The sequence below is a fragment of the Cellvibrio sp. GW822-FHT04B05 genome (assembly GCF_058800985.1).
This window is the reverse complement of record NZ_JBXAMU010000001.1, coordinates 957,995-979,765: the sequence shown is the minus strand read 5'-3', so window position 1 is coordinate 979,765 and position 21,771 is coordinate 957,995. Positions and strand designations below refer to the sequence as shown.

17 protein-coding genes and 2 tRNA genes are annotated in these 21,771 nt (G+C 47.6%); 8 read left to right on the top strand and 11 right to left on the bottom strand.

The features are described from left to right. Nucleotides 1-92 precede the first annotated feature (92 nt). The 6 genes from AC1RJL_RS03985 to AC1RJL_RS03960 all read right to left on the bottom strand — a co-directional run bounded on the left by AC1RJL_RS03985 (nt 93) and on the right by AC1RJL_RS03960 (nt 6,243). Nucleotides 93-168 (bottom strand) — tRNA-Ala (locus tag AC1RJL_RS03985). Between the two features lie 112 nt (nt 169-280). Then, nucleotides 281-1,795, bottom strand: a complete 1,515-nt coding sequence (gene gltX, locus AC1RJL_RS03980; RefSeq protein ID WP_492911446.1) for a glutamate--tRNA ligase — start codon at nt 1,793-1,795, stop codon at nt 281-283. A 118-nt stretch (nt 1,796-1,913) separates the two neighbouring features. Continuing rightward, nucleotides 1,914-2,339, bottom strand: coding sequence for a DUF1801 domain-containing protein (locus AC1RJL_RS03975; protein WP_492911770.1), 426 nt, complete (start codon nt 2,337-2,339; stop codon nt 1,914-1,916). An 81-nt stretch (nt 2,340-2,420) separates the two neighbouring features. Continuing rightward, the gene (locus AC1RJL_RS03970) at nt 2,421-2,843 is read right to left on the bottom strand and encodes a VOC family protein (RefSeq protein WP_492911445.1); all 423 of its coding nucleotides are present in this window, start codon (nt 2,841-2,843) and stop codon (nt 2,421-2,423) included. Between the two features lie 42 nt (nt 2,844-2,885). Beyond that, entirely contained in the window at nt 2,886-3,221 is a 336-nt protein-coding gene (locus AC1RJL_RS03965) for an antibiotic biosynthesis monooxygenase (protein ID WP_492911444.1), read from the bottom strand. Nucleotides 3,222-3,399: 178 nt separating this feature from the next. Then, on the bottom strand, nt 3,400-6,243 hold the full coding sequence (locus AC1RJL_RS03960; protein ID WP_492911443.1) for a di-heme oxidoredictase family protein: 2,844 nt from the start codon (nt 6,241-6,243) through the stop codon (nt 3,400-3,402). 516 nt (nt 6,244-6,759) lie between these two features. On the opposite strand from AC1RJL_RS03960, the gene AC1RJL_RS03955 reads away from it, so the two are divergent. The 7 genes from AC1RJL_RS03955 (at nt 6,760) to AC1RJL_RS03925 (ending at nt 12,732) form a co-directional block, all read left to right on the top strand. Next, nucleotides 6,760-7,290 (top strand): rhodanese-like domain-containing protein, encoded by a 531-nt coding sequence (locus AC1RJL_RS03955; protein ID WP_492911442.1) that lies wholly within the window; start codon nt 6,760-6,762, stop codon nt 7,288-7,290. A gap of 43 nt (nt 7,291-7,333) precedes the next feature. Next, nucleotides 7,334-8,026 carry an MBL fold metallo-hydrolase gene (locus AC1RJL_RS03950; RefSeq protein ID WP_492911441.1) on the top strand — a complete coding sequence of 231 codons (693 nt, stop codon included), beginning with the start codon at nt 7,334-7,336 and terminating at the stop codon, nt 8,024-8,026. Nucleotides 8,027-8,107: 81 nt separating this feature from the next. Beyond that, nucleotides 8,108-8,503, top strand: a complete 396-nt coding sequence (locus AC1RJL_RS03945; protein WP_492911440.1) for a DUF6165 family protein — start codon at nt 8,108-8,110, stop codon at nt 8,501-8,503. Between the two features lie 71 nt (nt 8,504-8,574). Beyond that, on the top strand, nt 8,575-9,660 hold the full coding sequence (gene waaC, locus AC1RJL_RS03940) for a lipopolysaccharide heptosyltransferase I (protein WP_492911439.1): 1,086 nt from the start codon (nt 8,575-8,577) through the stop codon (nt 9,658-9,660). A 14-nt stretch (nt 9,661-9,674) separates the two neighbouring features. Beyond that, nucleotides 9,675-10,499, top strand: coding sequence for a glycosyltransferase family 2 protein (locus AC1RJL_RS03935; protein ID WP_492911438.1), 825 nt, complete (start codon nt 9,675-9,677; stop codon nt 10,497-10,499). A gap of 192 nt (nt 10,500-10,691) precedes the next feature. Further along, the gene (locus AC1RJL_RS03930) at nt 10,692-11,495 is read left to right on the top strand and encodes a jacalin-like lectin (RefSeq protein WP_492911437.1); all 804 of its coding nucleotides are present in this window, start codon (nt 10,692-10,694) and stop codon (nt 11,493-11,495) included. A 61-nt stretch (nt 11,496-11,556) separates the two neighbouring features. After that, on the top strand, nt 11,557-12,732 hold the full coding sequence (locus AC1RJL_RS03925; protein ID WP_492911436.1) for a glycosyltransferase: 1,176 nt from the start codon (nt 11,557-11,559) through the stop codon (nt 12,730-12,732). A gap of 53 nt (nt 12,733-12,785) precedes the next feature. Here the strand turns inward: AC1RJL_RS03925 and AC1RJL_RS03920 are convergent, their stop codons facing one another. Continuing rightward, nucleotides 12,786-13,787, bottom strand: coding sequence for a stealth family protein (locus AC1RJL_RS03920; RefSeq protein ID WP_492911435.1), 1,002 nt, complete (start codon nt 13,785-13,787; stop codon nt 12,786-12,788). A 154-nt stretch (nt 13,788-13,941) separates the two neighbouring features. Between AC1RJL_RS03920 and AC1RJL_RS03915 the strand changes: the two genes are divergently transcribed. Further along, nucleotides 13,942-16,809: a valine--tRNA ligase gene (locus tag AC1RJL_RS03915; protein WP_492911434.1), complete on the top strand. Its 2,868-nt coding sequence runs from the start codon at nt 13,942-13,944 to the stop codon at nt 16,807-16,809. Nucleotides 16,810-16,992: 183 nt separating this feature from the next. On the opposite strand, the gene AC1RJL_RS03910 is transcribed toward AC1RJL_RS03915, so the two are convergent. From AC1RJL_RS03910 to alaS, 4 genes are all read right to left on the bottom strand, one after another. After that, nucleotides 16,993-17,083 (bottom strand) — tRNA-Ser (locus AC1RJL_RS03910). A gap of 243 nt (nt 17,084-17,326) precedes the next feature. After that, nucleotides 17,327-17,518, bottom strand: coding sequence for a carbon storage regulator CsrA (gene csrA, locus AC1RJL_RS03905; protein ID WP_062060719.1), 192 nt, complete (start codon nt 17,516-17,518; stop codon nt 17,327-17,329). 222 nt (nt 17,519-17,740) lie between these two features. After that, entirely contained in the window at nt 17,741-18,988 is a 1,248-nt protein-coding gene (locus AC1RJL_RS03900; RefSeq protein WP_492911433.1) for an aspartate kinase, read from the bottom strand. A 149-nt stretch (nt 18,989-19,137) separates the two neighbouring features. Further along, nucleotides 19,138-21,768: an alanine--tRNA ligase gene (gene alaS / locus AC1RJL_RS03895; RefSeq protein WP_492911432.1), complete on the bottom strand. Its 2,631-nt coding sequence runs from the start codon at nt 21,766-21,768 to the stop codon at nt 19,138-19,140. Between the last annotated feature and the right edge of the window lie 3 nt (nt 21,769-21,771).

Genomic DNA, 21,771 nt, shown 5'->3' with positions numbered 1-21,771 from the left:
TTGTCAGTGCAAGAAAAAGCACAGACCAATTCCAATTAGTTAGAGCAAATAACAAAAAACCCGCTTATCTCACGATAAACGGGTTTTTAATTTGGTGGAGCTTAGCGGGATCGAACCGCTGACCTCAACACTGCCAGTGTTGCGCTCTCCCAGCTGAGCTAAAGCCCCAGATTCATTGACATCCTGTCTCTGAGTGGCGCGCATTTTATGCAGCTGACCTCGGAGTGTCAAGCGAAAATTGGGGCTTGCACTCCGGTTTTTTTATCGATAAATCAAGCGCTTAACTATTGGCAGCTGGTTCTTCTGCGGTTGCGCCCAGTTTGTCAAAGATCTTTTCCAAGTCTTTCTGTTTGTTTTTGCCGAAGCCACCCAAGGCATTGATGGCGTGGCGGATGCGGGCGCGGCTCATGTCGGGGCCGATGATTTGCATGGAGTCCACTACTGAGAAGGACGCGGTGGTGCCGGCAATGGCGACAAACACGGGTGCGAGGGCGTCTTTGATCTTGATGCCCATTTGATCGGCGAGCAGTTTGAGTTCGGCGAACAGGTTATCGCGTTCCCAGGTGCGCAATGCCTCCAAACGCCAGAGGGCGAATTGCAGATACTCTTTTTGTTTCTCTACATCCAGCTTATTGCCGGCAAAACTCGCTTCGTTCACCGGCATCATGCCACTGACGAGGAAGCCGGCCAGTGGGGCGAAATCGCTCAGGGTGGTCATGCGCGATTGGGCGTGTGGCAGTGCTTGCAGCAAAGTTTCTTTGTTGAGTGCCCAGCCGTGCAAACGCTCGGCAAGTTGCTCGATGGTGAAGTTCTCGCGAATCCACAGGCTGCTGAGCCAGTTGAGTTTTTCCACATCGAAAATCGGGCCGCCTAATGACACGCGCAGCAGATCAAAGTGTTCCTGCATTTCGGCAAGGGTGAATTTCTCGCGCTCGTCCGGCATTGACCAGCCCATGCGGCCAAGGTAGTTGAGCATCGCTTCCGGCAAATACCCCATGCGCTTGTAATAAAGGATGCTGGTCGGGTTTTTGCGTTTGCTGAGTTTGGATTTATCCGGGTTGCGCAGCAGTGGCAAATGGCACAGCACTGGTGCTTGCCAGCCGAAGTATTCATAGAGTTTCAGATGCTTGGGCGCGGAGTTGATCCACTCTTCGCCGCGAATCACGTGGGTGATTTGCATCAGGTGATCGTCCACCACGTTGGCGAGGTGATAGGTGGGCATGCCGTCGCCTTTGAGCAGCACTTGCATATCCACTTGCGACCATTCGATTTCAATATTGCCGCGCAACATATCGTTGATAATGCACACGCCGTCTTCCGGGATTTTCATGCGGATGACATAGGGTTCGCCCGCTTCCAAACGGCGTGTCACTTCCTCTTGCGACAGCTTCAAACCGCGACCGTCGTACTTGGGTGTTTCACCGCGCGCCTGCTGCTCGCGACGCATTTCGTCCAGCTCTTCCGCCGTTGCGAAGCAATAAAAGGCATGGCCTTTTTCGACCAGCTCCAGCGCATATTTGCCGTAGATATCCATGCGCTCGCTTTGGCGATAGGGGCCGTGCGGGCCACCGACGTCCGGGCCTTCGTCCCACTCCAGACCCAACCAGCGCAGGCTGTCCAGAATCGCCTGTTCGGACTCGGGAGTGCTGCGGGTTTGGTCGGTATCTTCAATGCGCAACAGGAATTTACCGCCGTGCTGACGGGCAAAACACAGGTTGAACAGCGCGATATAGGCGGTGCCTACGTGCGGATCGCCAGTGGGCGACGGGGCAATACGGGTACGGACTTCAGACATGGAATGGCCTTTTGTGCGAATCAGAAGACTCTGGGAACAGGAAACAGGAAACAGGAAACAGGAATCGGCGCGCATTATACGCTTGAATCGCCCGGTGGGAGAAACAGGGAATTAGCAATTAAAGAACACGCGCTCCTAACAACGGCAAATGCTTGAGCCGATGGTACTGCAGAGATAAACCGATACATTGCTTTAATTGTTTAACGGGAATCAACTCCATGCTGGTAAAGATAATCGCCCTGCTGCCCTCGTAGTGAAATAAATAACCATAGAGCGCCTCGAAGGTTTCAACGAGCGTGGTTTTGCAATTGAAATAAAGTGCGTAATGTTCGGGGGCGCGCGGTTTCCAATCCATGCGGATGGTACTGCCCTGTTTGGCAATATAACTCGGCTCGCCCCACTTCAAGGTTTCTTCTATTTCGCCCACATCCAATTCAGCGGCAGTTTCCAAAATTAATGTGCGCAGGAATAATAATTTTTTGCGGATATAGGGCGGATATTGTTTAAAGACGTCGGCAACAGCTGGATTGTGGATTTTTTTCATCACAACACACTCCTGCGATATCCATAGGCATCTGCACTGTATTTTTTAGTGCAGATGTTTATTGGCTTGAATCAGAAAAAATCAGTTTCCAGAAAGTGTTACAGCTAATGCTTCATCCCAGAAGGATGCTTCGATCTTATGGCCTTCCGGATCACGTACGAAACAACCGTAATAAGGTTCTCCGTATAAAGGACGCGGGCCAGGCGGACCGTCGCAAGTTGCGCCGGCGGCGATTGCAGCATCATAAAATGCATGGACTTGTTCTTTGTTGTCCGCAATAAAACCGATATGGAAACCATTGCCGATACTGGCTGGTTTTCCATCGTGCGGAACACCGATCCAAAACTCGGGAAATTGTCGACCAAACGCGACTGCGCCGGGATGCTCCATAATGATTTTTGCTCCCACACTGGGAAGCACTGCTTCATAAAACGCGCGCAAACTATCAAAATCATTGGTGCCAATCGATACATGCGAAATAACACTGGGGGATGGACTGCTCATAATTCCTTTCTCCGGTTGATTCAATATGATTACATTTTTTTATTAGCGAATACGTTGATAATTACCTAATTCTGCTTTGATTCCCAAACGCGCAATCGTTTCCTGCGCATTGAAACCTGTCTTCTGATGCATTTCTTTAACTACTGCGCGTGCGCTTTCGATAAAGCTGGCGTTCTCCCATTCTACGAAGGTAGCCAATACAAAGGTATTTTCATCCATGGGTTGTTCCAGTAAAAAATCCTGAATAAAACCGGGCTGCTCATTAAGTATTTGATGGGTAGCTTTGACGCGGGCGAAAAATTCTTCGCGGGCGCTGTGCGGCACAACGAATCTGTCCAGGCGATACACGCGCTGGGATGCATAGGGGGATTCCGACATAAGGTTACTCCGGTAAATTGTTGTTGCTTGAAACTGTTGCTTGATAGTTTCAACAATACCAGAGTAGATCCGCTGCTCACCAAAACCTGTCAGGAGAAGACAACGAAAAATAACACGCAAAAAAAGCCCCGGCGATTAACCGGGGCAAGGAGAACCTAACTTGTTAAAACGCTTAACCTTAGAGAGATTCGAGGAAACGTAATACATCCTGCTTTTGTGAAGCAGATAATGCTTGATACGCATTTTTAGATGCTTGACCCTCGCCACCGTGCCACAAGATAGCTTCTTCAATCGAACGCGCGCGGCCATCGTGCAAATAGCTATGTACCGGAGTACACACTTGTGCGCCTTGAGCAGCATCAGTTACACCGCCGGTCACACAGGCCGACAAGCCCAAGCCCCAGAGCGGCGCGGTACGCCATTCAGCGCCGCTTGCCAAACCTTCGCCGAGGTTGTCTGCCATATCAGGACCCATATCGTGTAACAACATGTCGGTGTAGGGCTTGATAGTTTGGCTGCGCAATTCACCCAGTGGATGGTATTGGCTGGTGACATAACTTGGCGTGTGGCAACCGACGCAACCGATAGTCGCGAATTGTGCTTCACCGCGCTGTACTGCTGCATCATTAATATTGCGTTGCGGACGCACACCGAGCGTTGAAATATATTTCACCAGATTATTCAGATGTGTATCCGACAACTCTGAACCGCTGGCGCCACAATCAGTTTGCGCCGAACCGCAATCAGGATTTGGCAACAGACTGGTCATCACTCCCATATCCGCATTAAATGCAGCAGCGACTTGATGCTTCACACTGGTAGTTCCCGCTTTGTAACCAAAACGACCGAGACGGGTTTGACCCGTAGCAGGATCAGCGATGCGATTCGCGCGACCGGAAATGCCATCGCCATTTGCATCGTTAATATCTTCTTTCGCAAGAATGGCGGATTCAGGAATGGCCTCCAATAAACCCATACCAACCAATTGGGGCGCAACACGCGCAGAAAAACGCGCGGGTGTTACGCCACTGAATTGATAATTGGGTTTACGCAAACCGTTTGATTCACTCCAGAATGCGATTGAAACCTGCCCTTCACTTGCAGCACCGCCAGATGATTTTGGTTGCAATGAACGACCTAAATTAGGATGTGGATTGCTATTGATATCCGCCACTTTAAATACCCATTTATCCAACGGCTGGCCAACCGGCGCGGGTGCAGCGCGACCATTGCGCACATGGCAACCGGCGCAGCGATCATGCACATAATGTGGTCCGGCTTTGCCGACGGTGTCGGGGAAAATGCCGTTATCGGCAACATGCTCATCGTGCGAACCATCCACAAACGAGGCGTGATGCACGCGGCGACCCAACACGAACGGTTGGCCGTTGATCGATGCGAGGTTGGTCGCCATTTGGATGAAGTGATTATCCGGCTCATTGGAGTGCATGTAAGGAAGCGTTGTCTTGCCACCTAACCAGGCTTTCTCGGGAATTTTTACCGAATCTTTTCTGCCACCTTGAGTGCCGAAATTACCGGTGATATCCCAAGGCACTAAACCTTCGCCGACAATATAAAGATAAGTAGTGCCGTAATACGCAGAGCGACCGTGCGGCACACTGTGATCGAGGAATTGGCTTAATTCAAATTCGAGTTTATCGCCGATTTGAATGTTACGACCTTCACGTGCGTTGTAGCTGCGCTCTTTATAGTAATTAAAATCATTGATTACATTCATGGTGCCGTTATCGTGATATTCAGCAACAGTACCCACGCCGCGATAGAACCAGCGGTTTTCTGCTTCAGTATCGCTCAAGCGGAATTGCGTCACCACATTCATGCGCACGGTACTGCCACCTTTCGCAACGTAGTCAACAATTTCAATCGTTGCAGTGCGATGTTCCCAATAAAAACTGAGGAAGTGATCGTAGGCCTGGAATTGATCTTCTTTCGCGTGACGGTCGCGACCGCGATCCGCGATCCGCGTTACCAATGCATCGCCGCGATCAAATTGAATCGCACCTTCAAGCACAGTTGATGAATTGTATAAAGGTACAATATTGCCGAGACTTGCCGCTGAAGAACTGGACGGCGCCACCGATGCCGCCGTTGAACTGCGCGATGAACTCGATGGCGCCACGGAACTGCGCGACGAACTCGACGGAATTATCGAACTGCGCGATGAGCTTGATAATGGCGTGCTTGAACGCGATGAACTCGTGGCAACTGTGCCGAGTGAGTAATTTTGCCACGCGGTATCCTGCCCTACTCCTGAACGGATAATAGTGAAATTAACGCTGACCACATCAGTCGCAGATAAATTGGGGATGTCGTAAGTCCAATTATTACCGGAAACATTCATGCGCACATTTTGCTGCGCACCGTTATTAATCCGGTAGTGGATATCGACAATATCGGCTTGTGTGACAGTTGCACGCAACGTCGTGCTATTGAGCGTGGTCACACACCCCTGATTGCAATTACCGGCAGCAACACTGGATGAAGACGCTGGCAAAGCTCCAAATACATCTATTTCAAAAATAGAATAGCCCCAGTTATTACCGGTGCTGCGCGTCAACGCATTCATGCGTACATAGCGGTAGGTGCCGCTTACACCCAGTGTGTCGGTACGATTGCCAAAGGTGCCTCCAGTGCGCGAACTCAGTTGCGTCCAAGTGGAATTGTTATTGGAGCCGAGTATTTCGTAATTCGCGGCATTCGCCGCTTCCCACAAAATCACCACTTGGTTGAGCGTGTAAGCTTGTCCCAAATCCAGCGTGAGTGAACTGGGCGACACACCGTGATTGGACTCCCAACGGGTGCTGCCATTGTTATCGATAGCCAAATTGGCCGGTTGCAAGTTGGTGCTGCCGGTGATGGAGACTGGATTAATATTGATGGTTTGTGCGCTGGTTGTTTGTACAAACAAGCAGGAACTGACCAGCGTGAGTAATGCACAGACGGCATTGCGTCCGAATTCACGGCGACCGAATCCACGGCGGCCGAATAGATTTATTCGCATTTGGTGTTGCCTCTTTGTTAGATATTATTGTTGTGAGGTTGAATTACCCGACTAACAGCAAAGTGGGAATCAACGGTTGATGCTACCTATCCCTAACATTAGATTCAGCTTCATTGCTGCCGCGAGTTTCATAAACACAACCTGTCAGGCAAAAACACACCGGGTTCAGTAGCGCTTATGTAGTGGCTCAAGGTCGAGTTTAAGGCGGCATAATCAGAGCGTCGTCCCACTAAGGCGCTGGCGTTAAGTGATCAACAAAAGTGTGAACTTGTAGAGAAATCCGTGTGTATAAGAAACAAAACCGGTAAAAAAGCGCGCGATTCGTCACACCAATGGTAGAGATAAACCCAGTTCAGATGATGTGCCACTAGATGATTCGTGCAGGTGGGACGAGGGAGGCGGAGATTACGCCAAGCGAACGCCGCAGAAAAAGCGCAAACTGTTACTAACCTTTCTATAAAAATGCTATTTCGTATCCTCTCCACCAAACGAAACGTCAACTAATCCGGTAACACTATGAGCCATAAACGCATCCACCCGCTCGATCTGATGACCAATAAAACCGCCGACCTCTTTATCCTTGATGTGCGTACCGCCGCCGAAGTGAATGCATCCAAACTGCCGGATTGCTTGCATATCCCACTGCATGAATTAACTCCCGAGCGCTTGCAGGCGGACATCACCAAAAGCGATAGAAATGGCAACATCATCTATCTACTGTGCCAGAGCGGCAAACGCGCGGAAATGGCGGCTGATCAATTACAAGATCATATAAACGCAGAATTAATCATTATCGACGGCGGAATTAACGCAGTTCGCGACGCACAGATTCCGTTGCAGCAAAGCGGCAAGGCTGTGATGTCACTGGAACGACAAGTGCGTATTGCCGCCGGCTTTCTGGTGTTTACCGGGGTCCTGTTGGGCAGTGTATTCAACCCGGGATTTTACTGGCTCTCGGGATTTGTCGGAGCGGGTTTGATGTTCGCCGGTATCACTGACACTTGTATGATGGGCATGTTGATTGCACGTATGCCATGGAATCGCTAGCCGCTGTTTGTGCTCTGCGCGATTATTCCAGAGAGGAGTCCTTATGATTTTCCGTCAATTATTTGAGCGCGAATCCAGCACCTACACTTATTTAGTCGCCTGTGCAGAAACGCGCGCGGCGGTATTGATCGACACAGTAAAAACAGAAGTGACTAAATATTTGCAGCTGCTGGAGGAGCTGGACCTCAAGCTGGTTTATGTGCTTGATACCCATACCCACGCCGACCACATCACCGGTGCGGGCGCTTTGCGCGACACCACCGGCTGCAAGACATTGTTAGGGCAAGAAGCCGGTTCCGCGTGCGTATCGCAAGCATTGCACGATGGCGACCAGATCCCGGTAGGAAACCTGACCCTTAAAGCCATTTACACGCCAGGCCATACCGATGATTCCTACTGTTACGTGCTGGAACATCACAATCAGATGTGTGTATTCACCGGCGATACCCTGCTGATTCGCGGCACCGGTCGCACCGATTTCCAAAACGGCAGCGCGGCAGATCAATATCACAGCCTGTTTTCCAAGCTGCTCACCCTACCCGATCACACCTGGGTCTATCCCGCGCATGATTACAAAGGCTGGCAGTTAAGCACTATCGCCGAGGAAAAAGCGCACAATCCACGCTTGCAGGTGCAAGACCTGAATGCCTATGTAGAGATGATGGAAAACCTTGACTTGCCCAACCCGACATTGATGGATATTGCCGTCCCGGCTAATCGTGCCTGCGGGGAATAATCAAATTCCCGCTCGCATACCAAACCGTCAACTGAATTTGCTAGAATCACCGCTACAAAAAATTCCATGAGAAATACACCCATGCTAATCCAAGCCCCTATCTCCCTCGGCGAACTTATCGACAAAATTACCATTCTGGAAATCAAAGCCGTTAATATCGGCGATGAAGCCAAACTGAAAAATGTGACTCATGAATTAACCATCCTTGATGAAAAAGTAAACAGCTTGCTGGATACGGAAGGCTTGAACAAATTAGCTCCGCTCAAACAAGCATTGAAAGACATCAACCAGGAACTCTGGATAATTGAAGATGACATTCGCGATTGCGAATTAGCTAAAGACTTTAGCGATAAATTTATCCAACTTGCACGCGCTGTATACGTCACCAATGACAAACGTGCTGCGGTAAAAAAGGATATCAACCTCGCGTTTGGCTCTGAGTTGATAGAAGAAAAATCCTATAAAAAATATCAGTAACACAACCGTTTTGGTTTCGCCTTCACCGGTGATTCGCATAACCATTTTAGATTCACAAAAAGATATCACCCATGAAGATACTGCTTATCAAAATGTCCTCCATGGGTGATATTTTTCACACCTTTCCAGCGATCAGCGATATTAAAAAACAATACCCTCACGCTGAAATCGATTGGGTGGTAGAAGATAGCTTTAAAGAGATTGTTGACTGGCACCCCGGAGTGAATAAAGTCATACCCATCAATTTGCGCCGCTGGGTAAAACGGCGCAACAAACAAAGCTGGCAAGAATTTAAAGCTTGGCGAGCGGAAGTTCGCACAGAGACCTACGATTGTATTATCGATGCGCAAGGATTATTAAAGAGTGCAATCATCGCTAAATGTGCCAAAGGCAATGGTGTTGATGGTTACGACAAAAATTCTGCCCGTGAACCCATTACCCACTGGTTTTATGCGCGCGGCCACTTTGTTGATCGCGACCAACATGCCGTAGAACGTACTCGCCAATTAGTAGGCAAAGCATTGGGTTACATACCCTCGCCCAAACTGAATTTTGGCATCAACCAAAATTTCACGCATGTTCACAAAAACGCGCAGAAACTTATTTTTATTATCGGCACCAGTTGGGTCACCAAACTCTGGGCAACCTGTGAGTGGCAAGAATTAACCTCAATTGCAATCGATGCCGGCTTCGCGGTTGAAATTATTTGGGGCAGTGCAGAAGAGCAGGCAATCGCCGATAAAATTATCAGCGCCTGCCCGCAAGCAACGCGACCTGAGCAGCGTCTATCGATTACCACCATTGCTGAAAAATTGGTCGCAGCTGCTGCCGTGGTGGGTCTGGATACCGGTTTTTCCCACTTGGCCGGCGCATTGGAAACACCGACTATCGCGCTCTACGGTGCAACATCACCCATCAAAGTCGGGTTAATTGGCGATCACACGCAGAATTTGCAATTATCTGAACCATTGGAATGCATGCCTTGCCATAAACGCCACTGCAAATGGCTACCTGAAAACAACACTGATACCCCGCAGTGCATGAGCGGAATTAAAGCTGCTGCTGTGTGGGATGCATTGCAACAAAAACTGGCTGCGCAAGCACTGCATGAAGCTGCAACAATAGATTCTCCCGCTAACGATTCAACACCGATTTAATTCAGGATACTGTTATGTCACCACAAAAAATGGGCGTAGTCATTACTACTTATAACCAACCCAAGTGGCTCAAAAACGTGTTGTATGGTTACGAAGCACAACGCCACAATAATTTTACGGTGATTATCGCCGACGATGGTTCAGGCCAACCCACCCGCGATGTGATCGAGTTTTTTCAGGCGCGCGGCAAATTAAATATCCAGCATATTTGGCATGAAGATAAAGGCTTTCAAAAATGCCAGATCCTGAATAAAGCGATTGCGCAATCCGATTGCGACTATTTAATTTTCACCGACGGCGACTGCATTCCCGAACCGGATTTTATCAGCATCCACCAATCACTGGCGGAACCCGGTTATTTCCTGTCGGGCGGTTACGTAAAACTTACTACACCGGTATCAGAAAAAATCACCGAAGCGGATATTGCCAGTGGTGTTATTTTTAATATTGATTGGCTAAAAAAAGCCGGCCAGCCTTCAAGCCATAAACTGTGGAAATTAATTAAAAGCCGCAGCATCAAAGCGCTGCTTAATGCTGTCACTCCCACCAAAGCCACCTGGAATGGTATGAACAGCTCTACCTGGATAAGTGATATCAAAGCCTGTAATGGTTTCAACGAAGATATGCAATACGGCGGACTGGATCGTGAACTCGGCGAACGTTTATATAATCACGGGTTGAAAGGAAAACAAGTGCGCTACAGCGTTAACTGCTTGCACCTTGATCACCCACGCGCTTACGACAATCCCGAAACATGGAAAAAGAATTACGCGATTCGTAATGACGTAAAAAGTACGGGGAGATTTTGGGCGGACAATGGAATAAAAAAGGCACCCTAATCATCTTAATAAAATATCGGCATTGATTCATAGATTTAATTCCCGTAGCCTCATGCCGCCTTTCACTCGATGCAGAAAGGGTAAATTTACATCATGTAAGATGAAACCAGGAGATTTTTATGAAAAGGTTTTATTTGCTATAAGCGCAGTTTTTTCTCAATTAGTTCATATGCGCAAATATTTGAAGCAGGTTTGTCAGGTGGTATGGGTGGAACGGAATTTAGAGACTCTAGCCACACAGAGATACAATCAGTAACGCTATGCGGAGGCTCACGAGTCGATTCAATAAAAGTAACTTACACCGATGGATCAGGTGTACAGCGTGGTGGAAATGGTGGCTCATGCAGCACCCTCAAGATTAGAGGCGCTGACGTTTTCTACTCAACAAGACTTGTGGGGGTCAGTGGTTGCTATAACGGAAACACAATAAATTCTCTTACTCTTAGGGATTCTAATGGAGCGACTATAACAAAGGGGGAATGTCGTGGAGTCGGATTTGGATATGCTACTGATAACATAATTGGATTTAAGGGTAGAAGTGCAACTCTTCTTGATGCAATAGGCATAATTAGTTCAACCAAATTTAAAGGAAGTGCGGGCCCATCAGGCTCCATAGGTGGTAATAATGATTTCCATATATTGGGACCAATAAATCATATTGAAGTCTGCTCCGGGAGCAAAATTGACTCCATTAGAGTAAATGGCGGCGAAAGAATTGGAGGTAGTGGTGGCACATGTCAACAATTAAACATAAACTTTCCATTCCCAACTGGCAATTACGTTACTGAAATCGCTGGTCAATATAATAATAATGGGTTGGTCAATCTTCGCATCTCCACATTTCATGGAGCATCACTATATGCAGGACTCCAAACAGGAATTGAGAACTTTAGTTATAAATTTAGCAACAATGGTAATTTTTTAGATGGATTATATGGCAGAAGTGGGAGCCGTATAGACTCCCTTGGTGTTATATATTTCCCTCCTAATTTTTAAAATATAATTTAATATGAGGATAGCTTACTATCCTCATATTAAATTCCTGATAAATGAATATATGAAAAATAGTTTCAATGAAAAATTAAAAGTAATCATTTATCAAGATGGATTACTTTCCTATTCTGAAACATTTATCAAACAACAAGCTCTCGCTCTAAAATCATGGAAGCCAATACTTGTTGGGCATAAATATCTCCGTCATAGCCTAGATTTTTCCATGCTGGATTCGCAACTGTTACCCCCTTCAAACACATCGTTTCCACGTCGTGCACTTTATATAATCTATCGCTGGCTCAATAAAGCCGATCCGATTGGCATTAATACATTAAAAAATCTCAATGCCAATTTAGTTCATGCGCACTTTGGCACTTCGGCAATCGATATATGGCCTTATGCAAAAACATTAAATTTACCCATGCTGGTAACATTACATGGCTTTGACATTAGTATTTACAGAGCATGGTGGGAGTCAGGCAAACGCGGCCGCAGAAAGCGCAATTACCCAGAGCAATTATTGCAACTAGCCAAAGAGCCTAAAGTTCATTTCCTTGCCGTATCAAGTGCAATTAAAGAGCGCGCCATTAAATTCGGGATTCCCGCTGATAAAATCACACTAAGCTACATAGGAGTAAACTCTGAGGATTTTACTCCGGGACCAACTTCCATTTTAGAGCGTAAAAACCGCATCCTGTATGTTGGTCGATTGGTTGAGAAAAAAGGATCGCCTTATCTTATCGAAGCATTTGCTGCAGTCAAAAAGCAAATCCCGGATGCCGAACTGGTAATCGTTGGTAAAGGCAAGATGGAGGAGCAGTTACGTAACCAGGTGCAAGAACTGGGATTGAATGATGTAATTTTTACTGGCGCATTAACCAGCGATCAAGTTAAGGAACAAATCGATAGCTGTAAGATATTTTGCCTTCCCAGCATAACCGCAAAAAGTGGTGATGCAGAAGGATTACCGATTTCCATCCTTGAGGCTCAAGCGAGTGGAGTATTTGTTGTAAGCTCGTCGTCCGGTGGTGTGAATGATAATTTAATTGACAAAGAAACTTGTTTTACCTTTCCTGAAAAAGATAGCAAAGCTCTTGCCTATATACTTATCGACGTACTCAAATCTCCCGAATCACACACCAACATCATTGATAATCAAATGAAGCTAATTGAATCAAAATTTCAATTAAAAAACTGCGCTATAGAATTGGAAAAAATTTACGGTAAATATGCCCAATAAAATTTGAAACTAAAAATGCCAAAACCAGTGTTAATATTAACCTCCAAATAGTATTAAACACTTCCGATTCTTTTATCCAGCCAAGAAAATATAAATGATTGGGTGCTCTCGGGCGCCTTTTCTATACTTTGGATGCAAATAAATGCAGTACGAATATCTTTATCGGCAGCATCTATTTTGCTTTTAATACGGATCAATGCCTGATCTGCAGGCTTTAGTTGCAATGTTGTTAATTGATTATCGACAACAGCATGACCAGCCTTTAACTCTAGATGAGCTGCAAGCCCTTCAACAATGAACTGCTCAGGTGAGCGCAAACGGAAACAAACGCTAAACTCCAACAGCGCCGGATTATCTTCAAAGAATTTTTTAAATGTTGAAACCCGCCAAGCATGGGGGTTATGCGGAATTTGAAAGTATTTTTTTTCAAATCCAACTGCAGTTGCACTTAGCTCCTGTCCGGCAAGATAACCAGCACGCTGCTCACTTGGTTTATTTCTCATTACCATTTCTTTGAACCAGCGTCGAGCTCGTTTTCGCCACCCCGACTCAACAAAAGTTCGCCAACTTCCGCGCAATACAACCTTATTCTCACGAAAAAAATCCTCCGGTTTTACTGGCTGAATTAACGCGAAATCATCATTTAAGAAAATGAAATGCTCTGCTAAATCCGGAATCCTCCAAAGCACAGCAAGGATAGAACTACTATTAAAAGTAGGAAGATATTGCTCAAACCCTGCAAAAATCACATGATGATCAACAACAATAACACGCCCCTCATATTCCGTTCCTTGCAAGCGATTAACAATTGCTGGTGTCTGATTATCTGTAACTATGTAAATAGTGCGTATCCAGGGAGCAAAGCACAGCAAAGAGGTCACGCAATAATCCAACTCTCCCGAATGATGGAACCGAATTGGATTAGCCGCACGTGGCCGCACATCACCAAGGGTTGCAAGGTAGGCATTTAGTTTTTTAGCGTGCTCGGGGTCAGCACCATCGACCCAGGTTATCACTGCATCTATAGGAAAATTTTTACTCGCCGAGCCGGTCATAAGCAATCCGAGATTATTGAGAAATTGAAAGGGATTATTCTAACCTAACAGAGGTTCGACTAGGCCATACCAGCGCCAGACTGTATAATCGCCAGCCTGATTTTTCGCCTATTGATCAGCCGCGCAGCGGCATCCGCAAGAGCCTGTTATTGCTATGGAAAAAACCTACGAACCCCATGCTATCGAACGCCAGTGGTACCAAACCTGGGAAGAAAAAGGCTATTTCAAGCCTGCCGGAAACGGAACCCCTTACTGCATGATGATTCCGCCACCGAATGTCACTGGCAGCCTGCATATGGGACATGGTTTCAACAATGCGGTGATGGACACCATGATTCGTTATCGCCGCATGCAAGGCGACGATACGTTGTGGCAAGTGGGTACCGACCATGCCGGTATCGCCACCCAGATGGTGGTTGAGCGTCAATTGGCTGCACAAGGCGTAAGCCGTCATGATCTCGGTCGCGAAAAATTCCTCGAAAAAGTCTGGGAGTGGAAAGAGCAATCCGGCGGTACGATTACTCGTCAAATTCGCCGCCTGGGTTCATCCGTAGATTGGAGCCGCGAACGCTTCACCATGGATGACGGTTTATCAACTGCAGTGCAGGAAGCTTTCGTTCGTTTGTTCGATGATGGCTTGATTTATCGCGGCAAACGCCTGGTGAATTGGGATCCAAAACTGCACACCGCTATTTCTGACCTGGAAGTAGAAAACCACGATGAAAAAGGTTCATTGTGGAATCTGCGTTATCCATTAGCCGATGGCGCCACCACCGCTGACGGCAAGAATTATCTGGTCGTTGCAACCACTCGCCCTGAAACCATGCTGGGCGATAGTGCTGTAGCGGTTCATCCTGAAGATGAGCGTTACAAATCGCTTATCGGTAAATTTGTTCTGCTGCCATTAGTAAACCGTTTGATTCCGATCGTTGCTGATGATTACGTTGACCGCGAGTTTGGCACCGGCTGCGTAAAAATCACCCCGGCACACGATTTCAACGACTACGAAGTAGGCAAGCGCCACAACTTGCCACTGATTAATGTGCTCGATAAAAACGCGGCAATTTTAGGCGTTGCACAAATTTTTAATGTGGATGGCAGCCTCAATACGCAACTCGATGGCACCCTGCCCGCTCAATACGCGGGGCTTGATCGCTATGAAGCACGCAAGCAAATTGTCGCTGCATTTGAAGCGGCTGAATTGCTGGAAAAAATTGACGACCATGGTTTGAAAGTACCGCGTGGTGATCGCTCCGGCGTGGTGATCGAACCCTGGTTGACCGACCAATGGTACGTGAGCACCAAACCATTAGCGGAACCGGCAATCGCAGCAGTTGAAGACGGCCGTATCCAGTTCGTACCAAAACAATACGAAAACATGTATTTCTCCTGGATGCGCGATATTCAGGATTGGTGTATCAGCCGTCAATTGTGGTGGGGACACCGTATTCCCGCATGGTATGACGCAAGCGGCAAAGTGTATGTCGGTCGTAACGAAACCGAAGTGCGCAGCAAATATAATCTTGGTGCTGATGTGAAACTGGATCAGGATGAAGATGTATTGGATACCTGGTTCAGCTCCGGTTTGTGGACATTCTCAACACTCGGTTGGCCAGAGCAAACGGAATTCCTGAAAAAATTCCACCCGACTGATTTGTTAGTGACCGGTTTCGATATTATTTTCTTCTGGGTTGCGCGCATGATTATGCTCACCATGCATTTGGTGAAGCATGACGATGGCACACCGCAAATTCCGTTCAAAACCGTATATGTACATGGTTTGGTGCGTGATGGCCAAGGCCAGAAAATGTCGAAATCCAAAGGTAATGTGCTCGATCCACTCGATATTATTGACGGCATTGATTTGGAAACCCTCGTGCAAAAGCGCACTACCGGTTTAATGAATCCGAAAGATGCCGGCAAAATTGAAAAGCAGACCCGCAAAGAATTTCCGGAGGGAATCCAAGCCTACGGAACAGATGCATTGCGCTTTACTTTCTGCTCACTCGCATCCACTGGCCGCGATATCAAATTCGATATGGGCCGCGTAGAAGGCTATCGCAACTTCTGCAATAAAATCTGGAATGCTATGCGTTTCACATTGATGCAATGTGAAAATCAGGATTGCGGACAAGACGATGCGCAGGGAAGTATAAGTGATTACGAATTATCGCTGGGCGATCGCTGGATCATCAGCAAATTGCAAATTGCTGAAAAAACGGTGACAGAAAACCTGGATAACTATCGTTTGGATTTGGCTTCACAAGCGATCTATTCCTTTGTGTGGGATGAATACTGCAGTTGGTACTTGGAAGCAACCAAAGCTGTTTTGTTTAATGCCGATGCAACAGCAGCACAAAAGAAAGGGACTCGCCGCACATTGGTGCGAGTACTGGAAACCATTTTGCGTTTGGTGCATCCACTGATGCCATTTATCACTGAGGAAATCTGGCAAATAATCAAGCCGCTCTCAGGTGCGACCGGCGAAACGATTATGCATGCCCGTTATCCACAAGCAGATGACAGCAAAATCGATCAACAGGCATTGAATGATGTTGAGTGGTTGCAAGCTGTTGTTTTGGGTGTGCGTAACATTCGTGGCGAAATGAATATTTCTCCCGCTAAAGATTTGCCAGTGCTCTTTAAAAATGGCACCGGCGACGACCAGCAGCGCTTGACTAACAATCAACAGTTCCTGAAAAAATTAGCGTCCCTGGAAAGCGTTACCTGGCTGAATGCAGGCGATGCAGAACCTATGTCTGCCACCGCCCTGGTGGGCCAAATGGAAATTTTAGTGCCTATGGCTGGGCTGATTGATAAGGATGCCGAGATCGCTCGCTTGACCAAAGAAAGCAATAAATTAGTTCAGGATATTGGGCGCACAGAAGCAAAACTGGGCAATGCGGCGTTTGTCGAAAAGGCGCCAGCGGAAGTTGTTGCGAATGAGCGCAATCGTGTTGCGGAAAATAAAATTGCGGTGGAAAAATTGCGCGAGCAGATTCAAAAGATCAGCGCGCTGTAAAATAAATTTCATACGCCCAATAAAAAAGCCGATACAAAAACATCGGCTTTTTTATTTGAATATTGTCGTTTTGGAGCAGATCGCGTTGGGCATCGCTGCGCTCAGCGCCAACCTACGCAAATAAATTTTTAATCAGCAGAAAAAAAGCCCAATCTTTCGATTGGGCTTTTTGTTTGAATTCAATGGCGGAGAAGGGGGGAGTCGAACCCCCGATACCCTTTTGAGGTATGCTCCCTTAGCAGGGGAGTGCCTTCGGCCACTCGGCCACTTCTCCACGTCTACTGACGCGGGATAAGCTCCGTTTCAGCAGGTGCGGCATAATACCATAATTCGCTAAAAATCAAAGTCTTGAAGAGATATTTCCACAACAAAATAACGAATATTTCGAGTCTGGATAATTTACATCCAATTAGGGAAATATTTAAAAAAGTACATTTATAAAAACGCCTACGCGGCGGATGATCACTCATACCGCCGCGTAGTTGAAAAGCGCCGAACAACAAAACAATTAAATAAATTAACTGTCTTGCTCTTCCTGATTTTGCTTTTCGCGCTGAATACGCTGATAAATCTCTTCGCGATGCACAGCAATATCTTTAGGAGCATTGACACCAATACGAACCTGGTTGCCTTTAACACCTAATACGGTAACGGTAACCTCGTCACCAACCATCAAGGTTTCGCCAATACGGCGAGTTAAAATTAACATCTTTAATCTCCTTCACTCATCCTGTAAGAGTACGACTTAGACACCCCTTGCCACCATCGACCCCCGAATACCCCCTGTCGCGTCCTGACAACCGAATGCCTGGATTTAAGTATCGTCTACTTTTTGCGAAAGGGAAGAAACCCCCAACATTTTTCTGTTTATTTTTTAGGTAAACAGCAATACAACTCAAACACCTTAACTAAACCATCTTCAATAGAAGACCTAGCCCCTCACACGGCCTTCTGACGGTTCGGCATCCAAACCAAAAGCGGTGTGCAAACTGCGCACAGCCAACTCCAAGTAACGCTCATCAATGATCACCGAAATTTTAATTTCAGACGTGGTGATCATTTGAATGTTAATACGATCTTCTGCCAGCGCAGTAAACATGCTTGATGCAACACCCGCATGGGAGCGCATACCAACACCCACGATGGACACCTTCGCAACCTTATCATCACTACGCACTTCGCGCGCACCAATTTCTTTGGCAACCCCTTCCAGCACAGCAACTGCTTTGCTCATATCATTTTTATGCACAGTAAATGTCAGGTCAGTAGTGCCATCGGCAGATACGTTTTGGACAATAACATCAACCTCGATATTGGCTGCGCCAATAGGGGCAAGAATTTTAGCTGCTACACCAGGAGTGTCAGGTACACCGGCAACAGTGACTTTGGCTTCATCGCGATTAAATGCAATACCGGAAACAATAGGTTGTTCCATAGTTGAATCTTCCTCATCGAGGGTAATAAGAGTTCCAGGGCCTTCTTTGAAACTGTGCAAAACACGCAGAGGCACCTTGTATTTGCCTGCAAATTCTACAGAGCGAATTTGCAGGACTTTGGAACCCTGGCTGGCCATTTCCAGCATTTCTTCAAAGGTAATCTTTTCCAGGCGACGCGCACGCTCACAAACACGTGGATCGGTGGTATATACGCCATCTACATCGGTATAAATCTGGCATTCGTCAGCCTTTAACGCAGCAGCAAGTGCTACACCGGTAGTATCCGAACCACCACGACCGAGTGTTGTAATGTTGCCATGCTCATCTACACCCTGAAAGCCAGCGACAACAACGACACGACCAGCCTTGAGATCAGCGCGCATATTTTCTTCGTCAATAGACTGAATGCGCGCTTTGGTATGGGCGTTATCCGTAAGAATACGCACTTGGCCGCCGGTATAAGAGCGGGCATCCACACCGCGCTTTTTCAATGCCATGCTCAGCAGAGCAATAGTTACTTGCTCGCCAGTGGATACCAATACATCCAGCTCACGTGAATCAGGGGTATCCTGAATTTGCTGAGCCAAACCAATCAGGCGATTAGTCTCACCGCTCATTGCGGAGAGTACCACGACCATATCGTGACCCTGTGCACGGAAACCGGCCACCTTGTCGGCCACTTGCTCAATGCGTTCAATGGAACCTACCGAGGTGCCACCGTATTTCTGAACCAATAAGCTCATTACAGCCTATCCTTTATCAATTGACGATTGCTATTACTTACTAACCAGATCACAAAAAGGCGCCAATTAAACACCAGATTACGACAAAAGTTAACCCAAATGGATGATTAAAAGCGGATTAATCACACTTCCTTTACCTTTCTGTACAGCTATTGACCGAGTTGGGATTTAACCCATGGTACAACTGATGCTAAAGCAGCAGCCAGTCCCGCCACATTGGTACCACCACCTTGCGCCATATCAGGGCGTCCGCCCCCTTTACCGCCGAGTTGGCCGGCAACATAACCCATTAAATCACCGGCTTTTACTTTGCCAGTGACATCCTGTGTAACACCGGCAATCAATGCCACTTTATCTCCCTCTATTGCAGCGAGGAGAACAACTGCCGAGCCAAGTTTATTTTTGAACTGATCGGCTGTCTCTCGTAGTGATTTGGCATCGGCACCCTCAAGATTCAAGGCCAACACCTTAATACCTGCAACATCGACTGCCTGTGAGAGAACATCACCACTACCTGCGGTCGCCAATTTGGTTTTAAGCGTGGCAAGATCCTTTTCCAACTTGCGATTCTGCGCAACCAATGCATCCAGTTTTTCAATCAATGATTCGCGATTGGCTTTAAGGCTCCGGCCAGCGGTATCCACCAATTCCTCAACCCGATCAAACAGCTCAAGGGCTTTAGCGCCGGTAATTGCTTCAATACGACGGATACCTGCAGCCACTCCGGATTCGGAGGTAATACGGAATACACCTATGTCGCCAGTGCGATTCACGTGGGTACCGCCACAGAGTTCAACCGAGAAACCATCCCCCATGGTTAGAACACGCACGGTATCACCGTATTTTTCGCCAAAGAGAGCCATTGCACCCTTGGCCTTGGCGGCATTCATATCGCAAAGTTCGGTAGCGACCAGTGAGTTGGCGCGAATCTGATCATTCACCAGCGTTTCGATCGCTTTCAATTGCTCCGCAGTAACCGCTTCAAAATGCGAGAAGTCAAAGCGCAACCGCTCTGAATCAACCAGCGAGCCTTTTTGAGTGACATGTTCGCCCAGAATTTTACGCAACGCGGCATGCATCAAGTGGGTAGCAGAGTGATTTAACGCCGTCGCTTGACGCACATTGCTGTCTACCTTGGAGGAAACCGTATCACCAACAGAGATTGCACCCTGGAGGACACGTACAACGTGAAGGCTGGACACGCCCTGCTTCTGGCAATCGCGCACTTCAAGACGGTTCGCACCCAGTTCAATATATCCGCAATCGCCTGCCTGACCACCAGATTCAGCGTAGAAGGGTGTGCGATCCAGAACCACAGCACCCTCTTCGCCCTCAACCAAACGCTCAACTTTTTTGCCATCTTTAACCAGCGCAAGTACTTTGCCTTGCTCTGCCAACGAGCTGTAACCCAGAAACTCGCTGACGGGTAAATCAAGGCCTGCCGCGTTGTAATCCATCTTGAAGCTGCCGGCTGCGCGGGCACGAGCGCGTTGCTCCGCCATAGCCGCCTCATAGCCTTCCTGATCAATAGTCAGGCCGCGCTCGCGTGCAATATCAGCGGTTAAGTCGACCGGGAAACCATAGGTGTCATACAAGGTGAACACTACTTTGCCGGGAACTTCAGTGCCGGAAAGCTTACCCAGGGCATCTTCAAGTACAGCGATACCTTTATCGAGCGTCTTTTCAAACTGTTCTTCTTCTTGCAGCAATACGCGTTCGATGTGCGCCTGGTTCTTGTACAACTCGGGATAAGCCTCACCCATCACCTCAGCCAACGCCTTTGCCAGCTTGTGGAAGAAAGGTTGCTTCTGACCGAGTTGGTTACCGTGACGAATTGCACGGCGAATGATACGGCGCAGCACATACCCGCGACCTTCATTGGATGGCGCGACGCCATCGCTGATCAGGAAAGAACAGGAGCGGATATGGTCGGCAATGACACGCAGGGATTTATTTTCCATATCGCTGGTGCCAGTCGCCGCAGCAGCCGCATTCAACAGGTGTTGAAACAAATCGATTTCGTAGTTGGAGTGCACGTGCTGCATAACGGCAGAGATACGCTCAAGCCCCATTCCGGTATCCACCGAGGGAGCAGGCAGCGGATGCAAAATGCCATCCGCAGTGCGATTGAACTGCATGAACACGTTGTTCCAGATTTCGATGTAACGGTCGCCATCCTCTTCCGGTGAACCCGGTGGGCCGCCCCAGATATCAGCGCCGTGATCGTAGAATATTTCGGTGCATGGACCGCAAGGACCAGTATCGCCCATTGCCCAGAAGTTGTCCGATGCGTAGGGAGCGCCCTTGTTATCGCCGATGCGGATAATGCGCTCGGCAGGAACACCCACTTCTTTGTTCCAGATGCCGTAGGCTTCGTCATCGGAAGCGTAAACGGTTACCCACAGTTTTTCCGCAGGAATGTTCAGCCAGTTCTTTGCGGTCAAAAACTCCCACGCAAACTTGATTGCATCCTGTTTGAAGTAATCGCCAAAACTGAAATTGCCCAACATTTCAAAGAAGGTATGGTGACGTGCGGTGTAGCCAACATTTTCGAGATCGTTATGTTTACCGCCAGCACGAACACAACGCTGGGAGCTGGTTGCACGATTGTAAGAGCGCTTATCGCCGCCGAGAAATACGTCTTTGAATTGGTTCATACCCGCATTGGTAAACAATAACGTAGGATCATTCTCAGGAACCAACGAACTGCTGGCCACTATCGTGTGACCTTTGCTTTCAAAGTACTTCAAAAAGGCGTCGCGAATTTCAGCGCTCTTCATAAG

Coding starts and splice junctions, on each gene's coding strand:
- AC1RJL_RS03935 (WP_492911438.1), top strand. CDS start 9,675: ATGTCACCACAAAAAATGGGCGTAGTCATTACTACTTATAACCAACCC.
- AC1RJL_RS03955 (WP_492911442.1), top strand. CDS start 6,760: ATGAGCCATAAACGCATCCACCCGCTCGATCTGATGACCAATAAAACC.
- AC1RJL_RS03970 (WP_492911445.1), bottom strand. CDS start 2,843: ATGAGCAGTCCATCCCCCAGTGTTATTTCGCATGTATCGATTGGCACC.
- AC1RJL_RS03965 (WP_492911444.1), bottom strand. CDS start 3,221: ATGTCGGAATCCCCCTATGCATCCCAGCGCGTGTATCGCCTGGACAGA.
- AC1RJL_RS03975 (WP_492911770.1), bottom strand. CDS start 2,339: ATGAAAAAAATCCACAATCCAGCTGTTGCCGACGTCTTTAAACAATAT.
- csrA (WP_062060719.1), bottom strand. CDS start 17,518: ATGTTAATTTTAACTCGCCGTATTGGCGAAACCTTGATGGTTGGTGAC.
- waaC (WP_492911439.1), top strand. CDS start 8,575: ATGAAGATACTGCTTATCAAAATGTCCTCCATGGGTGATATTTTTCAC.
- AC1RJL_RS03925 (WP_492911436.1), top strand. CDS start 11,557: ATGAAAAATAGTTTCAATGAAAAATTAAAAGTAATCATTTATCAAGAT.
- alaS (WP_492911432.1), bottom strand. CDS start 21,768: ATGAAGAGCGCTGAAATTCGCGACGCCTTTTTGAAGTACTTTGAAAGC.
- AC1RJL_RS03945 (WP_492911440.1), top strand. CDS start 8,108: ATGCTAATCCAAGCCCCTATCTCCCTCGGCGAACTTATCGACAAAATT.
- AC1RJL_RS03900 (WP_492911433.1), bottom strand. CDS start 18,988: ATGAGCTTATTGGTTCAGAAATACGGTGGCACCTCGGTAGGTTCCATT.
- AC1RJL_RS03920 (WP_492911435.1), bottom strand. CDS start 13,787: ATGACCGGCTCGGCGAGTAAAAATTTTCCTATAGATGCAGTGATAACC.
- AC1RJL_RS03960 (WP_492911443.1), bottom strand. CDS start 6,243: ATGCGAATAAATCTATTCGGCCGCCGTGGATTCGGTCGCCGTGAATTC.
- gltX (WP_492911446.1), bottom strand. CDS start 1,795: ATGTCTGAAGTCCGTACCCGTATTGCCCCGTCGCCCACTGGCGATCCG.
- AC1RJL_RS03915 (WP_492911434.1), top strand. CDS start 13,942: ATGGAAAAAACCTACGAACCCCATGCTATCGAACGCCAGTGGTACCAA.
- AC1RJL_RS03950 (WP_492911441.1), top strand. CDS start 7,334: ATGATTTTCCGTCAATTATTTGAGCGCGAATCCAGCACCTACACTTAT.